Origin of the sequence: Spiroplasma endosymbiont of Asaphidion curtum, assembly GCF_964031085.1 — a bacterium.
Classification (GTDB): domain Bacteria; phylum Bacillota_I; class Bacilli_A; order Mycoplasmatales; family Nriv7; genus Nriv7.
The window spans coordinates 627304-644813 of record NZ_OZ035001.1; the positions used below are offsets into that span (position 1 = coordinate 627304).

General features: G+C 23.6%; 24 protein-coding genes. 7 read left to right on the forward strand and 17 right to left on the reverse strand.

From position 1 onward, the window contains the following. Positions 1-95 precede the first annotated feature (95 nt). Positions 96-1046 (reverse strand): IS30 family transposase, encoded by a 951-nt coding sequence (locus AAHJ00_RS03695; RefSeq protein WP_342223478.1) that lies wholly within the window; start codon positions 1044-1046, stop codon positions 96-98. 57 nt (positions 1047-1103) lie between these two features. On the opposite strand from AAHJ00_RS03695, the gene AAHJ00_RS03700 reads away from it, so the two are divergent. The 5 genes from AAHJ00_RS03700 to AAHJ00_RS03720 all read left to right on the forward strand — a co-directional run bounded on the left by AAHJ00_RS03700 (position 1104) and on the right by AAHJ00_RS03720 (position 4254). After that, positions 1104-1253, forward strand: a complete 150-nt coding sequence (locus AAHJ00_RS03700) for a hypothetical protein (RefSeq protein ID WP_342224565.1) — start codon at positions 1104-1106, stop codon at positions 1251-1253. Positions 1254-1275: 22 nt separating this feature from the next. Next, a protein-coding gene (locus AAHJ00_RS03705) for an IS5 family transposase (protein WP_342223496.1) occupies positions 1276-2098 on the forward strand; the annotation gives its coding sequence in 2 pieces (ribosomal slippage) (positions 1276-1673 and positions 1672-2098; 825 coding nt in all). A 417-nt stretch (positions 2099-2515) separates the two neighbouring features. Continuing rightward, positions 2516-2719 (forward strand): hypothetical protein, encoded by a 204-nt coding sequence (locus AAHJ00_RS03710; RefSeq protein WP_342224216.1) that lies wholly within the window; start codon positions 2516-2518, stop codon positions 2717-2719. Positions 2720-2772: 53 nt separating this feature from the next. Then, positions 2773-3596 (forward strand): IS5 family transposase gene (locus AAHJ00_RS03715; protein WP_342223477.1). Its coding sequence is split into 2 segments (ribosomal slippage): positions 2773-3169 and positions 3169-3596, totalling 825 coding nucleotides; the frame shifts between segments, so codons are not numbered across the junction. A gap of 355 nt (positions 3597-3951) precedes the next feature. Beyond that, positions 3952-4254 carry a transposase family protein gene (locus AAHJ00_RS03720; protein ID WP_342224610.1) on the forward strand — a complete coding sequence of 101 codons (303 nt, stop codon included), beginning with the start codon at positions 3952-3954 and terminating at the stop codon, positions 4252-4254. On the opposite strand, the gene AAHJ00_RS03725 is transcribed toward AAHJ00_RS03720, so the two are convergent. Next, positions 4217-4342, reverse strand: coding sequence for a hypothetical protein (locus AAHJ00_RS03725; protein ID WP_342224566.1), 126 nt, complete (start codon positions 4340-4342; stop codon positions 4217-4219). The genes AAHJ00_RS03720 and AAHJ00_RS03725 overlap by 38 nt on opposite strands. Before the next feature lie 57 nt (positions 4343-4399). Here AAHJ00_RS03725 and AAHJ00_RS03730 point away from each other — a divergent pair, with 57 nt between their 5' ends. Beyond that, positions 4400-5350: an IS30 family transposase gene (locus AAHJ00_RS03730; RefSeq protein WP_342224567.1), complete on the forward strand. Its 951-nt coding sequence runs from the start codon at positions 4400-4402 to the stop codon at positions 5348-5350. A gap of 12 nt (positions 5351-5362) precedes the next feature. Here AAHJ00_RS03730 and AAHJ00_RS03735 read toward each other — a convergent pair whose 3' ends face one another. The 3 genes from AAHJ00_RS03735 to AAHJ00_RS03745 form a co-directional block, all read right to left on the reverse strand. After that, on the reverse strand, positions 5363-5488 hold the full coding sequence (locus tag AAHJ00_RS03735) for a hypothetical protein (RefSeq protein WP_342224568.1): 126 nt from the start codon (positions 5486-5488) through the stop codon (positions 5363-5365). Then, on the reverse strand, positions 5481-6149 hold the full coding sequence (rpe, locus tag AAHJ00_RS03740) for a ribulose-phosphate 3-epimerase (RefSeq protein ID WP_342224569.1): 669 nt from the start codon (positions 6147-6149) through the stop codon (positions 5481-5483). The genes AAHJ00_RS03735 and rpe overlap by 8 nt, the downstream gene beginning before the upstream one ends. Before the next feature lie 205 nt (positions 6150-6354). Beyond that, on the reverse strand, positions 6355-7737 hold the full coding sequence (locus AAHJ00_RS03745) for an Mbov_0401 family ICE element transposase-like protein (RefSeq protein ID WP_342224072.1): 1383 nt from the start codon (positions 7735-7737) through the stop codon (positions 6355-6357). A gap of 237 nt (positions 7738-7974) precedes the next feature. Between AAHJ00_RS03745 and AAHJ00_RS03750 the strand changes: the two genes are divergently transcribed. Continuing rightward, the gene (locus AAHJ00_RS03750) at positions 7975-10203 is read left to right on the forward strand and encodes a PQQ-binding-like beta-propeller repeat protein (protein ID WP_342224570.1); all 2229 of its coding nucleotides are present in this window, start codon (positions 7975-7977) and stop codon (positions 10201-10203) included. A 259-nt stretch (positions 10204-10462) separates the two neighbouring features. Here AAHJ00_RS03750 and AAHJ00_RS03755 read toward each other — a convergent pair whose 3' ends face one another. The 12 genes from AAHJ00_RS03755 to AAHJ00_RS03810 all read right to left on the reverse strand — a co-directional run bounded on the left by AAHJ00_RS03755 (position 10463) and on the right by AAHJ00_RS03810 (position 17441). Further along, entirely contained in the window at positions 10463-10951 is a 489-nt protein-coding gene (locus AAHJ00_RS03755; protein WP_342224070.1) for a hypothetical protein, read from the reverse strand. A gap of 50 nt (positions 10952-11001) precedes the next feature. Then, positions 11002-12279, reverse strand: coding sequence for a hypothetical protein (locus AAHJ00_RS03760; protein WP_342224571.1), 1278 nt, complete (start codon positions 12277-12279; stop codon positions 11002-11004). 390 nt (positions 12280-12669) lie between these two features. Beyond that, a protein-coding gene (locus AAHJ00_RS03765) for an IS5 family transposase (protein ID WP_342223477.1) occupies positions 12670-13493 on the reverse strand; the annotation gives its coding sequence in 2 pieces (ribosomal slippage) (positions 12670-13097 and positions 13097-13493; 825 coding nt in all). A gap of 53 nt (positions 13494-13546) precedes the next feature. Next, the gene (locus AAHJ00_RS03770) at positions 13547-13972 is read right to left on the reverse strand and encodes a hypothetical protein (RefSeq protein ID WP_342224572.1); all 426 of its coding nucleotides are present in this window, start codon (positions 13970-13972) and stop codon (positions 13547-13549) included. 265 nt (positions 13973-14237) lie between these two features. Then, the gene (locus tag AAHJ00_RS03775) at positions 14238-14630 is read right to left on the reverse strand and encodes a hypothetical protein (protein WP_342224068.1); all 393 of its coding nucleotides are present in this window, start codon (positions 14628-14630) and stop codon (positions 14238-14240) included. Positions 14631-14651: 21 nt separating this feature from the next. Beyond that, complete coding sequence (locus AAHJ00_RS03780) at positions 14652-14900, reverse strand: hypothetical protein (protein WP_215826579.1); 249 nt, start codon at positions 14898-14900, stop codon at positions 14652-14654. 2 nt (positions 14901-14902) lie between these two features. Next, positions 14903-15187: a hypothetical protein gene (locus AAHJ00_RS03785; protein ID WP_342223871.1), complete on the reverse strand. Its 285-nt coding sequence runs from the start codon at positions 15185-15187 to the stop codon at positions 14903-14905. A 6-nt stretch (positions 15188-15193) separates the two neighbouring features. Further along, positions 15194-16177, reverse strand: coding sequence for a hypothetical protein (locus AAHJ00_RS03790; protein ID WP_342224067.1), 984 nt, complete (start codon positions 16175-16177; stop codon positions 15194-15196). Positions 16178-16201: 24 nt separating this feature from the next. Beyond that, the gene (locus AAHJ00_RS03795; RefSeq protein WP_338966752.1) at positions 16202-16447 is read right to left on the reverse strand and encodes a hypothetical protein; all 246 of its coding nucleotides are present in this window, start codon (positions 16445-16447) and stop codon (positions 16202-16204) included. A gap of 48 nt (positions 16448-16495) precedes the next feature. After that, complete coding sequence (locus AAHJ00_RS03800; protein ID WP_338966754.1) at positions 16496-16726, reverse strand: hypothetical protein; 231 nt, start codon at positions 16724-16726, stop codon at positions 16496-16498. A 164-nt stretch (positions 16727-16890) separates the two neighbouring features. Beyond that, positions 16891-17112 (reverse strand): hypothetical protein, encoded by a 222-nt coding sequence (locus tag AAHJ00_RS03805; RefSeq protein ID WP_338967872.1) that lies wholly within the window; start codon positions 17110-17112, stop codon positions 16891-16893. Between the two features lie 2 nt (positions 17113-17114). Then, positions 17115-17441 carry a hypothetical protein gene (locus AAHJ00_RS03810; protein ID WP_338966755.1) on the reverse strand — a complete coding sequence of 109 codons (327 nt, stop codon included), beginning with the start codon at positions 17439-17441 and terminating at the stop codon, positions 17115-17117. Between the last annotated feature and the right edge of the window lie 69 nt (positions 17442-17510).

Consider the following 17510-nt stretch of genomic DNA (forward strand, 5'->3'; position numbering starts at 1 on the left):
TTTATTAGGTTAATACTTATGGATTTTATTAAATGTGTAAATTTTGACACAACAAAAAATTATTTTATTATGCCAAATTGTAAAGTTAAGTGCAACTAAATTATTTTTCTAACCAAATATTCGATTGGTGAAAGATAATTTAGTATTTTTCTTGGTCTTTGGTTTAAAGACAATATAAATTTATGAACTGCATTTTTAGTAGTATTTGAAAAATTAAATTTTTTAGGAAATTTTTCTCTAATTAAACCATTAGTATTTTCATTAGTACCTCTTTGTCAAGGCGAATACGCATTAGCAAAATAAATTTTCACATTTAAATTTTTTTCAAGTTGTTGTCAATTAGAAAATTCTTTACCCCTATCAAATGTTATAGTCTTAACAAGATTATTTGGAAGAATTGATAAATAATGGCTAATGTTTTCGTTAACAACTTTAGTAGTTCTATTTTCAACTAACATTGCTAAAGTAAATCTTGATGTTCTTTCAACTAAAGTTATTAAACATGATTTACTTTTACCTCGTGATGATACTACAGTATCACCTTCTCAATGACCAACAGTTATACGATTATTAACATTAATATTTCGTTCTTTAATTGATTTACCATTAAATTTACCGCGATTTTCTTGAGATTTTCGTTTCTTACCTTTTCTTCTTAAATTTTTATTAGTAACTTTTTCAAGTAATCCAGAATAAATTCAATTGTAAATTGTTTTAAAACTAATAATTCATTCTTTATGAAAATTTTTAATTCTGCCATAAATTTGTTCAGGCGATCAACCTAATAGTAATTTTTGTTGTACATATTTTACTAATTCTCTATTTTTAAACTTATGAAAATAAACATGTGATTGTTTTCTGTTTTCTGCTTTATTTTGTGCAATTAATGAAAAATAATGATTACTATCTTTATTTCTATTGACTTCTCGAATAATAGTACTAATACTTCGATTAAGATTTTTAGCTATTTCACTAATTTTTACTTTAAACTTCAATTGATTCTCAATATAAATTCTTTCATATATGCCAAGATGTTTGTAACCCATATAAAAACTCCTTGCTTTGTTTTTTCTAAAATAAACTTAGCATCATGAAATTTTTATATGAGATTTTTTGCAATTTTATTTACTTGCACTTACAAGTATAATTCAGCAAATAATAAAATAATTTTTTGTTGTGTCAAAATTTACACATTAGACTTCTTGCATTACTTATTTATTAAACAAAATTCCTATAAAATATATTTAAAATAGAAATTATAAGGAATTTAAGATTATGAAATTTGATAAATTTAATTTTATTAATGATAAAGAATTATTACGATTAACTGGAATAAAGCAAAGTACTTTTAATAAAATGTTAAATATTTTAAAAGAAGCTGAGTTAAAAAAGTTTAAAAGAGGTGGTAAAAATAATAAATTATCATTAGAAAATAGATTATTGATGACTTTATCATATTGACGAGAATATCGTACTTATTTTCATCTTGGTAAAAGTTTTGATATTAGTGAAGCTAGTTGTTATCGAAATATCAAGTGAATTGAAGATATTTTAATCAAACATCCTGATTTTCAACAACTTGCTGGTAAAAAAGCATTAATAAATGATTATTTTAATGATAAAACAATTATTATTGATGCTACAGAAACACCCATTCAACGCCCAAAAAAGACAAAAACAATCTTATTCAGGAAAAAAGAAAAAACACACTATTAAAACACAAGTAATTATTGAAAAAGAAAGCAAAATAATTATTGCAACAAATTTTTCTCTCGGCAAAAAGCATGATTTTTGTTTATTTAAAGAATCAAAAATCCCAATTTTAAAAAATACTAAATTAATAGTTGATAATGGTTATCAAGGAATACAAAAAATTCATAGTAATGTTCTAATACCTAAGAAAAAAACAAAGAAAAACCCTTTAAATAAAGAACAAAAACATAATAATAAATTAATTTCAAAAATGAGAATTATTATTGAAAATATTTTTGCTATTCTTAAAAAATTTAAAATTATTACTGAAAAATATCGTAATCGTAGAAAACGATTTAGTTTAAGATTTAATTTAATTGCTTCAATTTATAATTTGCAATTATAGATAACATAAAATATTTATTTAAAATTAAATTTAAATAATAAAATAATTTTTTGTTGTGTCAAAATTTACACATTTAATAAAATCCATAAGTATTAACCTAATAAAAGTTAGAAATTACTATATAGTATTTTTTATTTACAAATAATTTGTAATTATTTTAATAAGTAATGCAAGAAGTCTAATATTATTTTTGAAAATCGCAAAGTAACACTAAATAGTTGAATTAAATTATATAAGGATGGAAATCATCAAGAATTAATCAAAAACAGTCGTAATGTTGCTAAAAATGAATTAAATAAAGATATTAAAACAAATTTAAGAAAAACGAGTAATTATTTTAAAAACAATAAGCATGGTATTCATTATCAAAATTTAAAATGAAATATCGGTTGTAGCATCGAAAGTGATGTGTCACATTTGGTAAAACAACAATTAGGATATGGGGCGAAAATATATAATCATAAGAATTTAAATAACTTATTACATTTAAGAATGGCAAATTTAAACAAATTAAATGTATTACATTATATTAATGAAAATATTAATTCAGAAATAGAAATCAGAAAAGAAATATATAAAAATTCATTATGAAATAGACTTCTTGCATTACTTATTTATTAAACAAAATTCCTATAAAATATATTTAAAATAGAAATTATAAGGAATTTAAGATTATGAAATTTGATAAATTTAATTTTATTAATGATAAAGAATTATTACGATTAACTGGAATAAAGCAAAGTACTTTTAATAAAATGTTAAATATTTTAAAAGAAGCTGAGTTAAAAAAGTTTAAAAGAGGTGGTAAAAATAATAAATTATCATTAGAAAATAGATTATTGATGACTTTATCATATTGACGAGAATATCGTACTTATTTTCATCTTGGTAAAAGTTTTGATATTAGTGAAGCTAGTTGTTATCGAAATATCAAGTGAATTGAAGATATTTTAATCAAACATCCTGATTTTCAACAACTTGCTGGTAAAAAAGCATTAATAAATGATTATTTTAATGATAAAACAATTATTATTGATGCTACAGAAACACCCATTCAACGCCCAAAAAAAGACAAAAACAATCTTATTCAGGAAAAAAGAAAAAACACACTATTAAAACACAAGTAATTATTGAAAAAGAAAGCAAAATAATTATTGCAACAAATTTTTCTCTCGGTAAAAAGCATGATTTTTGTTTATTTAAAGAATCAAAAATCCCAATTTTAAAAAATACTAAATTAATAGTTGATAATGGTTATCAAGGAATACAAAAAATTCATAGTAATGTTCTAATACCTAAGAAAAAAACAAAGAAAAACCCTTTAAATAAAGAACAAAAACATAATAATAAATTAATTTCAAAAATGAGAATTATTATTGAAAATATTTTTGCTATTCTTAAAAAATTTAAAATTATTACTGAAAAATATCGTAATCGTAGAAAACGATTTAGTTTAAGATTTAATTTAATTGCTTCAATTTATAATTTGCAATTATAGATAACATAAAATATTTATTTAAAATTAAATTTAAATAATAAAATAATTTTTTGTTGTGTCAAAATTTACACATTTAATAAAATCCATAAGTATTAACCTAATAAAAGTTAGAAATTACTATATAGTATTTTTTATTTACAAATAATTTGTAATTATTTTAATAAGTAATGCAAGAAGTCTATTTAATAAAATCCATAAGTATTAACCTAATAAAAGTTAGAAATTACTATATAGTATTTTTTATTTACAAATTATTTGTAATTATTTTAATAAGTAATGCAAGAAGTCTATTGAAAAAGAAAGCAAAATAATTATTGCAACAAATTTTTCTCTCGGTAAAAAGCATGATTTTTGTTTATTTAAAGAATCAAAAATCCCAATTTTAAAAAATACTAAATTAATAGTTGATAATGGTTATCAAGGAATACAAAAAATTCATAGTAATGTTCTAATACCTAAGAAAAAAACAAAGAAAAACCCTTTAAATAAAGAACAAAAACATAATAATAAATTAATTTCAAAAATGAGAATTATTATTGAAAATATTTTTGCTATTCTTAAAAAATTTAAAATTATTACTGAAAAATATCGTAATCGTAGAAAACGATTTAGTTTAAGATTTAATTTAATTGCTTCAATTTATAATTTGCAATTATAGATAACATAAAATATTTATTTAAAATTAAATTTAAATAAGCTGAATTATACTTGTAAGTGCAAGTAAATAAAATTGCAAAAAATCTCATATAAAAATTTCATGATGCTAAGTTTATTTTAGAAAAAACAAAGCAAGGAGTTTTTATATGGGTTACAAACATCTTGGCATATATGAAAGAATTTATATTGAGAATCAATTGAAGTTTAAAGTAAAAATTAGTGAAATAGCTAAAAATCTTAATCGAAGTATTAGTACTATTATTCGAGAAGTCAATAGAAATAAAGATAGTAATCATTATTTTTCATTAATTGCACAAAATAAAGCAGAAAACAGAAAACAATCACATGTTTATTTTCATAAGTTTAAAAATAGAGAATTAGTAAAATATGTACAACAAAAATTACTATTAGGTTGATCGCCTGAACAAATTTATGGCAGAATTAAAAATTTTCATAAAGAATGAATTATTAGTTTTAAAACAATTTACAATTGAATTTATTCTGGATTACTTGAAAAAGTTACTAATAAAAATTTAAGAAGAAAAGGTAAGAAACGAAAATCTCAAGAAAATCGCGGTAAATTTAATGGTAAATCAATTAAAGAACGAAATATTAATGTTAATAATCGTATAACTGTTGGTCATTGAGAAGGTGATACTGTAGTATCATCACGAGGTAAAAGTAAATCATGTTTAATAACTTTAGTTGAAAGAACATCAAGATTTACTTTAGCAATGTTAGTTGAAAATAGAACTACTAAAGTTGTTAACGAAAACATTAGCCATTATTTATCAATTCTTCCAAATAATCTTGTTAAGACTATAACATTTGATAGGGGTAAAAAATTTTCTAATTGACAACAACTTGAAAAAAATTTAAATGTGAAAATTTATTTTGCTAATGCGTATTCGCCTTGACAAAGAGGTACTAATGAAAATACTAATGGTTTAATTAGAGAAAAATTTCCTAAAAAATTTAATTTTTCAAATACTACTAAAAATGCAGTTCATAAATTTATATTGTCTTTAAACCAAAGACCAAGAAAAATACTAAATTATCTTTCACCAATCGAATATTTGGTTAGAAAAATAATTTAGTTGCACTTAACTTTACAATTTGGCATTAATTAGTTTTATCGCTCCTTGTTCAACAGCAATAAATTGACAATCTTTTCACTTTGATAAATCAATATTAATATTTTGACAAACAATAACAAAACAATTTTGCTTAATCATTTTTTAATTCCTTAACTGCCTGTTTCATATGTGAATGTTGCATTAAATAACTACCAACAACAACAATATCAGCCCCTTGCTTTTGACATAACTTAGCAATATCATTATTAATGCCACCATCAACTTGAATTAAACAATGATAGTTATTAATAACAATTTTCGTTTTTAAATTTTTAATCTTATCTAACGATGACATTATAAATTTTTGTCCGCCTTTACCAGGAATCACGCTCATTAAAAGAACAGCATCTAATTGTTCCAAATATGGTTCTAATACTTCAATTGGTGTTATCGGATTTAAAGCTAAAACTTTTTTAATTTTATTATCTTGACAAAAACTAATAAATTCTTTTATTTGTTCTGATGTTAATGCTTCATAATGCATCGTAATGCTATTAGCTTTAGCTTCAATATATGGCATTAAATATTTTGCCATATTACAATTAACTTTTACCATCAAATGACAATCAATAAAAATATCAAGATATTTAGTAATATCTTGCAATATTTTAGCTCCAAAACTTAAATTATTAACAAAATTACCATCCATAACATCATAATGGATTCAATCAATATTTGCTTCTTGCAACTGTTGTAATTGCTCTTTTAAGCACAAATAATTAGCATCTAAAATACTAGCAGCAATAATAAGTTTTTTCATTATTTTAGTACCTTCCGGTCGCGTTTATTTTTCTTAGGTATTGCTTTGAAGAAGTAAAACAATCAGCTAATTATATTATTTAATTACTAAACTAACCCTACCTTTCTTGTTATTGTCGTTTTTATTCATTACCATCTTATCATATTATTGAATTTTTACACAATAAAAATTATTAATTTTATTAAATTTTAACTAATATTTTTACTTACTTAAACCTACTATATTTATTTGTTAAAATATTACATTTATAATTAATTCAACTATCATCATTTTTATTATTATATTTATTTCATAATGAATTTTTATATATTTCTTTTCTGATTTCTATTTCTGAATTAATATTTTCATTAATATAATGTAATACATTTAATTTGTTTAAATTTGCCATTCTTAAATGTAATAAGTTATTTAAATTCTTATGATTATATATTTTTGCCCCATATCCTAATTGTTGTTTTACTAAATGAGATACATCACTTTCAATGCTACAACCGATATTTCATTCTAAATTTTGGTTATGAATACCTTGCTTATTATTACTGAAATAATTACTAGCTTTCCTTAACTTTGTTTTAATATCTTTATTTAATTCATTTTTAGCAACATTACGAATGATTTTGATTAATTCTTGATGATTTCCATCCTTATATAATTCAATTCAACTATTTAGTGTTACTTTGCGATTTTCAAAAATAATATTAAATGCTGTTTGTTTTAATTTTTTAATAGCGTGGTACCCATCCAAAATATATCTAACATTACCAAAACTATTAGCAATTTCTCTAATTCAAGTATCCCCATCACCACAAACAATTATTCTGTCATAATTAATATTCACATAATGTTTTTGTAATTCTCTAATTAATAAATCACGATAATCCATCGTATTTATTCTTTTGCCAACTTTTAACATTAGAAAATGACCCCGTTTATTTTCTAACGCTCTACGAGCATTTTTGTAATTTTTTTCTTTATGTCCGGTATGAAAAGTAACTAAACGAATTCTTTGGTCTTGTTTAACTTTATGATCTAATGTCGCTAAAAATGTCTCATCTAGTTGTATGTATAAATCCTGATTTTTGACATCAATTCTAGTTTTAGTTTCTTTTTCTGCGAGTTGAAAATATTCGGCAATATCATATTTATTTAAAATATTTGAAATACTAGCTTTTGAAATATAACAATGATTTAGGGTATCCAAAACATCGCGATACCGCTTACCGTCGCCCAAAAGACTTAAAACTTTAAATTGGACATCAAAATAAATACGTTGTTTGGGTAATAAACCAATTTCTTTATCCAACAAACATACATATTCAAATTTACCTAATTTTTGATTTCAATATTTATATCGGCGTCGTTTAAAAGTAACATCACCAAAAATTGTAATAATTGTTCTTGATGAAAAATGAACTACTTTATAACCTTGTTTTAAGCGATAATGATATTTATATAAGTATTCATCTAATTTTTCATATTCATTAGCCAGTTGTTGGCATTTGTTGGTGTACATATTTTTATGGGTTGTAAACAAACTAAACCAATGCTTGTTTTCTGAACTTTTTACATTATTATTAATTTTTAACATAATAAATTACCTTTCTTGATAGTAATTTTAATAAAGTTTAGTTAGCTTATTTTTTTGCTTTAATGATAAATTTTTTTAGAACTAGTATTCAATATCCTAAAAAAATAATAGAAATTCTTATTTAATTGTTTATAATTAATTTGTATTATATTAAACTTTAAAAATTTGAGAAAGGATGCTGATTACTTTGTAAATTTTATTAATTAGTAAAAATTCACGAAAAAGGATTTGCTTAATATGAAAAAATTACTCAGTTTATTGAGTTTTTTAACAACTAGTGGTGCCACAATGCCAATGGTCGTTGCCACAGCCCCTTGTCAACAAACTAATAATTTACAAATTTTAAAAAGAAATAAAAGAGAAAATATTAATTTAGAAAAAGAAAATAACTTAGCAAAATTAAGTACCGAACAAACACCAAATATTAATTTAGAAAAAGAAAATAACTTAGCAAAATTAAGTACCGAACAAACACCAAATATTAATTTAGAAAATAACGAACAAACACCAAATATTAATTTAGAAACTTTAAGTAGAACAAAAAGACAAGATGATAAAAAAAGTATTATTGGAATTTCGGAATTAGTTATTACAACAAATGGAAATGTTGAATCTTCTGGTGTTGCCTTAAATAACAAAGTTTATTTTGGTTCTAACGATCATAATGTATATGAATATACTCCTTCAACAGGAGAACAAAAAGTAGTTATTAGAACAAATGGAGATATCGCTTCCTCAGGAGTTGTATTAAATAACAAAGTTTATTTTGGATCTTATGATCATAATGTATATGAATATACTCCTTCAACAGGAGAACAAAAAGTAATTATTAGAACAAATAATTTTATACGCTCTTCTGGGGTTGTGTTAAATAACAAAGTTTATTTTGGATCTTATGATCATAATGTATATGAATATACTCCTTCAACAGGAGAACAAAAAGTAGTTATTAGAACAAATGGAGATATTGTTTCTTCAGGAGTTGTGTTAAATAACAAAGTTTATTTTGGATCTAACGATTATAATGTATATGAATATACTCCTTCAACAGGAGAACAAAAAGTAGTTATTAGAACAAATGGATATGTAAGATTTTCAGGAGTTGTGCTAAATAACAAAGTTTATTTTGGATCTAACGATTGTAATTTATATGAATATAATCCTTCAACAGGAGAACAAAAAGTAGTTATTAGAACAAGTTTTATTGGTGGTTATTCAGGAGTTTTGTTAAAAAATAAATTATATTTTGGTTCAACTAATGGTAATGTATATGAATATACTCCTTCAACAGGAGAACAAAAAGTAATTATTAGAACAAATGATATGGTTTTTTCTTCGGGCGTTGTGTTAAACAATAAAGTTTATTTTGGATCTTATGATCATAATGTATATGAATATACTCCTTCAACAGGAGAACAAAAAGTAGTTATTAGAACAAATGATGCGGTTTTTTCTTCAGGAGTTGTGTTAAACAACAAAGTTTATTTTGGATCTTATGATCAGAAAGTATATGAACACGATCCATTAGATTTAATTGAATCTGATATTATTTATATGAGAGATCATATAAAAAGAGGATTATATTTACAACACAAAAAACAAAACCCTAATTCTGAAATTAAAAATATTTTAAATATTAATTTAGAAAATTTAACAGTATCTGATGTTACTATAGAACAAACACAAAAAAATAAATCATCTAATTTAGAACAAGATCTTAATGATGTTTGTAAAGATTCTAATTCAACATTTGTAAATAATAGTAGTATTGAACAAACTCAAAATACAGTTTCTTGTTCTAAACAATTAACAGAAACAAATACATTTCAAAAAATGAATGGATTTTCTAAATCAGAAACAACATCAAATACTGATAATTGAAGTGCAAATGTAAATACTAAAGTTACAGCAAAATCTACTATAAAAGCTGATATACCACTTGTTGCAGAAGGAAAAGTTGAAGTTGGAGTTGAAGTTGGTGGTGGTTATACATGAGGGGGTTCAAAAATTTATACTATAGGAGATACTTCAAATTCTTCTAGCACAGAAATTAAAACAACGACAAACACCACAACAATAACTGTTTCATCTCAACCAGTAAAAGTTCCACCACATAGTAAAATTTCAATTTCTGTTACTTCTTGACAAAATAATATAGGACTTATTTTAAGTTATTATCAAAAAGTTGAAGGCATGGTTAGTGCAGATTTTATTGATAAAAATAATAATGAATCCACAATTTCTATTTCAATTAAGAATGCTATGCTTAATTTATTAGAAAATAATATCTTACCTTCAAAAATAAAGATAAACGATGATGATAGCATAAATTTTTCTTATGATATTAAAAGTAAAAAAGAAATAATTATGCATCAGACTGAAATTGGAGAAGCTATTCCTTTAAGTTTAGATAAACAAAATATATCTTTTAAAGATAACACAACAAGTATAATTAATAAAGTATAAACACAGTTTGAAATAAAAATATTAAGTCTTTTGGGAATAATCACTTTAAGTTAGAACAAATATAACAAGTTTAATATCTTATTAAAAAGTAAGAAAAATATTCAAACCAGTAATTTTAATTAATTAAAATTACTGGTTTTATTTTGTTAAAATAGAAAAAATGAAAAGTTGTTTAAGAAGAGTATTGTCATAATTAAAAACCATCTTTCTTGGAAAGAAATTTTAACATTTTATATATTTTTATTAATTAAATAATGAATTAATTGTTGTCTTTTTTTGTATGAAATTTTTTAATATGAAATTTGTTTGAACCGGGATAACTATATTCTTGTATTTTTATTTTTACATCTTTAATTTTTTTAGCAGTATAAAAATATTCAATATTTGTTTTTTGAAAATCTTTATCAAAAAATTCTCTTTCTTCTGGGGTGCTGTTTTCTTTTTTATAATTATAAATTTCTTTAATTTCTTTAAATACTGGTTCATTGGTAAAGACAGCAAACCCTCTAGTATTTTCTCCATAATTTTTTATTTCTAAAGGTAATTGCTCTTTTACTGAGTCAATATTAATATATACTGGATCACTGCCTTTTTTATACAACGATTGTAAATAACTGTTATTTATTTCTGAAAATTTTAAGTCATATGTTTTATATTGAACTTGTTGTGTTTCACTTTCTTTTTTAGAACAGCTAACTATTGGTAATATTGTTAATGTCAAAAGAGTTATTATATTTAAAATTTTCATTATTTTAATTCCTTTATTGCTTTATTTTTTAATATATATATATATATATATTACAGGAAAATTCTTAATATCATTAGAAAAATGGCAAAACCGATTAAAAATTGAAAGGTATAGTAAAAAGCTGGTACCGTTTTAAAAACTGGAAAAATGGCAGTTGAAAAGTTAACTGTTGCTTTCGCAATAACCGCTAAGGGTCGTAAAATTGTAATGATTTGTGACGCTGTCAGCATTCAGTTTAGCATTTTAATACCAGCATTTTGAATGGCACAACCAATATCATTAAATGTTGGTATTCATCGTCCAGAATATTTGCAATTTGGTGGTGGAATTAAGTCGTCTCATTCTGAGTTGGTTGAACCATCAGGAATAAAAGCCGTAGAATTTAAGACATTAAAGTCATAAATTTTAAAATTGTAATTAGAGATGTTTCCTTTATGGTAAAGTGGAAATGTTAAGGTAAAAATATTAATACCGTAGCGAATATCAATATCAGTATTAAGGTAATTAATACTATTAGCGGGTTTATCAGCCAGCAAGGTAATGAGTTTATTATCATAGGATTTAAGGACATTAAAATTAATTTTATAAATGCTATTGGCGTTATTAATAGCGTTATAATTTTCTTGGTGCGTTTTTTTATCAAAAGTAAAAAAATAACTTCTTAGTAATAATTCCGAATTACCAGTAACATTGATTAAATATTTTTTTGGATAAAAGGTAATTAACGAACGATAAAAGAACCCAATTTGAATAAAGTAATCTTTGCTATAGTTGTCTACGCCTTTAAAATCAATTTCGGTATGAGTTTTTTTGTCCATGTCAAAAGTAGCGTAAAATAAACTAGCAAAAAAGTTGCCAAGGATTTCGTAAATTTCGTCAAAAACATTTTTGTAATCGCTGTTGTTAATATTAGGAATGTTGTTTTTAAAATAAAGGTAAATGTCATTTTTTAATTCAGGGTCATAACGCAGAAAACTAAATTTAACATTAAGATAATTTAAAGTTCCAAAAAGGTACTTAATTAGATAATAATCGTTGGCATTTGCCGTGTCATATTTTCAGATTTCACTTTCACCGTGTAATAATTGTAAATAATTGTTTCCGGCAATTAGACTTTTGTTAAATGCCTTAATTTTCAAAACATTCTCATTTACTATATTTTTATCATTAGAAGTTTTATGATAAAAATAGCTCTCGTCCTTAAAGCCGTGATTTTTAATCGTAAATTCTTTGTAATAACCTTTTTCTAAGGTGTTAATGAAATTAAAAACTGGTGTTCAATAAAGATAAGAGTAATTGAATTTGTCAAAATCACCCCGATGAATCATTAAATAATCAAGATTATCAACAACATCGTTATAGTTGTGGCTACCATCAAATTTCGTTGTTGTTTCTGGTAAATCAATGTCCGTACTTGGTTTAGTTTCTAATTTTGCTAAAAATTTTTTAATATGAAATTTGTTTGAACCGGGATAACTATATTCTTGTATTTTTATTTTTACATCTTTAATTTTTTTAGCAGTATAAAAATATTCAATAGACTTCTTGCATTACTTATTAAAATAATTACAAATTATTTGTAAATAAAAAATACTATATAGTAATTTCTAACTTTTATTAGGTTAATACTTATGGATTTTATTAAATGTGTAAATTTTGACACAACAAAAAATTATTTTATTATTTAAATTTAATTTTAAATAAATATTTTATGTTATCTATAATTGCAAATTATAAATTGAAGCAATTAAATTAAATCTTAAACTAAATCGTTTTCTACGATTACGATATTTTTCAGTAATAATTTTAAATTTTTTAAGAATAGCAAAAATATTTTCAATAATAATTCTCATTTTTGAAATTAATTTATTATTATGTTTTTGTTCTTTATTTAAAGGGTTTTTCTTTGTTTTTTTCTTAGGTATTAGAACATTACTATGAATTTTTTGTATTCCTTGATAACCATTATCAACTATTAATTTAGTATTTTTTAAAATTGGGATTTTTGATTCTTTAAATAAACAAAAATCATGCTTTTTACCGAGAGAAAAATTTGTTGCAATAATTATTTTGCTTTCTTTTTCAATAATTACTTGTGTTTTAATAGTGTGTTTTTTCTTTTTTCCTGAATAAGATTGTTTTTGTCTTTTTTTGGGCGTTGAATGGGTGTTTCTGTAGCATCAATAATAATTGTTTTATCATTAAAATAATCATTTATTAATGCTTTTTTACCAGCAAGTTGTTGAAAATCAGGATGTTTGATTAAAATATCTTCAATTCACTTGATATTTCGATAACAACTAGCTTCACTAATATCAAAACTTTTACCAAGATGAAAATAAGTACGATATTCTCGTCAATATGATAAAGTCATCAATAATCTATTTTCTAATGATAATTTATTATTTTTACCACCTCTTTTAAACTTTTTTAACTCAGCTTCTTTTAAAATATTTAACATTTTATTAAAAGTACTTTGCTTTATTCCAGTTAATCGTAATAATTCTTTATCATTAATAAAATTAAATTTATCAAATTTCATAATCTTAAATTCCTTATAATTTCTATTTTAAATATATTTTATAGGAATTTTGTTTAATAAATAAGTAATGCAAGAAGTCTAATATTTGTTTTTTGAAAATCTTTATCAAAAAATTCTCTTTCTTCTGGGGTGCTGTTTTCTTTTTTATAATTATAAATTTCTTTAATTTCTTTAAATACTGGTTCATTGGTAAAGACAGCAAACCCTCTAGTATTTTCTCCATAATTTTTTATTTCTAAAGGTAATTGCTCTTTTACTGAGTCAATATTAATATATACTGGATCACTGCCTTTTTTATACAACGATTGTAAATAACTGTTATTTATTTCTGAAAATTTTAAGTCATATGTTTTATATTGAGTTTCTCTTTTATTTCTAATTAATTGTTCTGTTGCCTTGTCATTATTATTAATTTTTTGTGGAATGGTAAAAATGTTATTTAAACTAATAATTAAAACGGTAAATATTTTCATAAACATTTTTATCACTCCTTTTTAAAATATTTTATTTTTCATTATTCTTTTAGTTTTAATCTTTTTTAATATAAAACGAATTAAACAGTTTACTATTTCTGTTGTGGTTACTCACACTAAGGAATAACCTATAATCATTAACTTACCAATTGCTCCAAAATTTTTAATAAATTGTTGCAAATTTTCAATATTTGTATATAATAATAAAACTATACTCAAAGATATGAACATAATGTAATTAAGCATTATTCATCAATATCTTTTTAAAAAATTAATTAACTTGTTTAGTTTCATTTTTTAAGGCTCTTTTTGCTTTAATTTTCTGAATAATAAAGCGGATTAATTTTTCAAATTTAATTGCAAAATATATTCCTCCGCCTCATCAAAAAACAAATATTCCTGCTAGCATAATACCACTATTGAACTTGCCAAAAAAATCAACCATTTGTTTATTAATAAAATCATTAAATTCGTTACTTGTTCCGGTTATTCATTTAGTATCACTTACTGTTAATGCACAAATTAATAAACTTATAAAGATGAAAATGATACTTAATACTACTTTTAACCATTGCTTTTTAAAAGAATTTTTAATTTTTAATTTTAATGGCATTTTTTCTTTTGAATTATCTTTTTTAAATAATTTTCCTAAAAGTTTTTTCATTTTAATTCTCCTTTCATATTTTTATCGTCCTTTAATCACAATAAACAAAGCAATAAGTACACAAGTGACGCCAAGAATGGTAAAGATTGGATGTTGCGAAAATGTCCGAGCCATTGGTTTAAATAGTTCTAAAATTGTTAAATTGCTAGTAATAAATTTTTGGAAATTGGCAAGCCCTTCGCTAATATAGTTTGTTAAAGTTTCAAAATGACTACCAGCCAATAGTCCAAGAACAGTTATTAATATAAAAATAATAATTAGTTTAAACATTGTTAGTTACCTTGCTTTGTTTTTATTGGTTTTATTTGTTTTTTAGTTTTTCCTCACGCACTTAAACGACCTTTATTTTTAACCGCATATTGGCGTTGTTTTTCTAAATTAACTTGTTGACTACCAAATCCAAGAATAATTGCCATAAGAAATTCTACGGCGAGGGTTAAGAATAAAGGAAATATTAACTGAATATTTGTTCCCGGTACTTCAAGACTTCAAATTAAATCAAAAACTTTATAAAGCATTTGAGCTAGAAAGTCGGCCATTTTTGCGAGATTTTCCATTTTTTATTATTCCTTTTCTTTCATTTTTCTTAAAAATTTGCTAAATTTATCCATTTTTAAGTATTCTAAATCTTCTAAATCAATTGCTGTGTCAGTATAGTGTTTATCTTCATAGTCAGGATTTACTTTTGAATTTAAGTAATCTCTTAAAAACGCTAGGTAAAAAGAATTGTAAGTGTTTAATATTGGTAGAGGAATTTTTAGTTTAAAAAAATAAATATCAAGTTCAGGAATATCACGATATTTAATGCGACGACCCTTTTTACTATTTTTAGCATCAATTAAGGTGTTTCGTCAGCGTTCATATTCTTCAATGCTCGTAAAGGTACCATAAATGACTTTTAAGTAGGGACGAAAAATATTAACGGGTTTTTTGCGAATGCCCACAATCACATTATTGGCAATATCACGAACTTTAACTCAAATATGTTTGTCTCTTTGACCACTAGCGAGCACAATATGACCAAAATGTCGTGCCAGAGCGAAATATTCTTGAATACCGGTTTCTTCGTTTTTGGTATTATTTTTTTCTCAATCAGTTCCTTCTAAGAATAAATTGGTTTCATCTCACAAAAGTAAGGTTTTATCTGGTAATACCGGGTAATCAAAGTCTAATAATCCCATATGTCCTAAACTTAATTTTTGGGTTTCTAGTAATGGAAAGGTTGATGCGATATGATATTTCTTCTTTTTTAGTAATTTTGAGGCATACACTAGAAAAGCAGTTTTTCCAGTTCCTAATGAACCAATAACAATATTTAATGGTGAGTTTTTTAAGAAATTAATAACTTTGTTAATTTGTGTTAAATTACCGATTTTAAAAAGGAAAATTAAAATACAACCCGCTAAAAATAAATAGCTCACAATGTTTTTAAAATAACCGTTGTAAATATATCAAATTGCTCCTCAATGTCATAAAATTAAAAATGAGGTGCGATTTAATTCAATAAAATGGTTATTTTTTTCTATTATTCATTTGCAAAATTTCATCTTGCACCTCACTTTATTTTTTTATTAGCGTACTGCTCCAAGTAGTTTTTCAAACATTTTAAAGCAAATAAAGAATATTGCCAAAATAAATGGAAAAATGAAGATTCAATAGTCAGCAAAGAAGTTACCAACTTGTGGCATATTAACAGCAATAATTTCTCACATTTTAGTAAAAGCCGTTATAATTGCATTTCATAATTTAGTCATCGCGTCACTAGCTGTTATTTTTTCTACTGTTACTGGTGCATCGGCCAATAAAGTTCCAATCATATAATCACCCCCTTTCTTTAATGTAACTTCTTGACATTAATTTCGCTTCTATCTAAATATTGATATGGTTTTTCAAAGTAACATTAGAATAAATCACACCATAATCGCTGTTAAAAATCAAAAAGCAATGTTTGCTATTAAGAGTCAAAGTGGTGCTTCTATTAATTTAATTTCTTTACCACCAGTAATGTGAGCGGGGATGGTTGTAATTTGAATAAATAAATCTCAGAAAGTTTGTTTAATTTGTTCTCAATTAAATTCTTTTAAGTTTATTGTCATTTTTTATCTCCCAAAAATCATTTTTATTGGTAAATACATAATTGAAATTAATGCGAAAAGAAAAGTAATGATAATAATTAATCCGGCAATAAAGGCAACTTGTGCAGGCATTTTTTCTATCGGAACAAACAGTTTTAAGAATTCCATAATAATTTCTCAAAACATTATTTTTTATCCGCGTTATTTTCTTTTGAATTAGGAGCTTTAACTCATTCTTCAAAGCGAGCAATAAATACTTTTTCGTCTTTTGTAAAATTACCAGTATTATTTTTAATGGCATTTTTATATTTAATTCGCATTTTTATTTTGGCATAAATTTTATAAGCAAAATATGCCAATAACATTATGCAAATAATAGTAAATATTATTCCAATCGCAATATTCATTTTTAAACTCCTTTAAAATAGTTATAATTTGTATCTTTTTTGTTGTTTTCTTTTTCGGCAATGAAGAAACTTAATAATTCTTGTCCTTTAATTCACTTGGTTTCTTGCTCTTGTTGATTAACTGAAATTACTTGATATTTACTATCTTTTATTATTCCGATGCAAATAGAATTTTCATATTTTCCTTTATAAACAAATCGCTTTGGAAACCAAATGCCGATTTGTTCATTAAATCACGGAATTTTTGGTGCTTTAATAAACATTGCGTTTTGTGTTTCTTTTAAAAGATATTTTTTAGTATTTAAGAAAATGTTTTCAATGTTTTTCATAATAAATTACCTTTCTTATGAATAAACTAAGTTATATTAACTAAGTTAGTTAACTTAGTTTTTTAAACA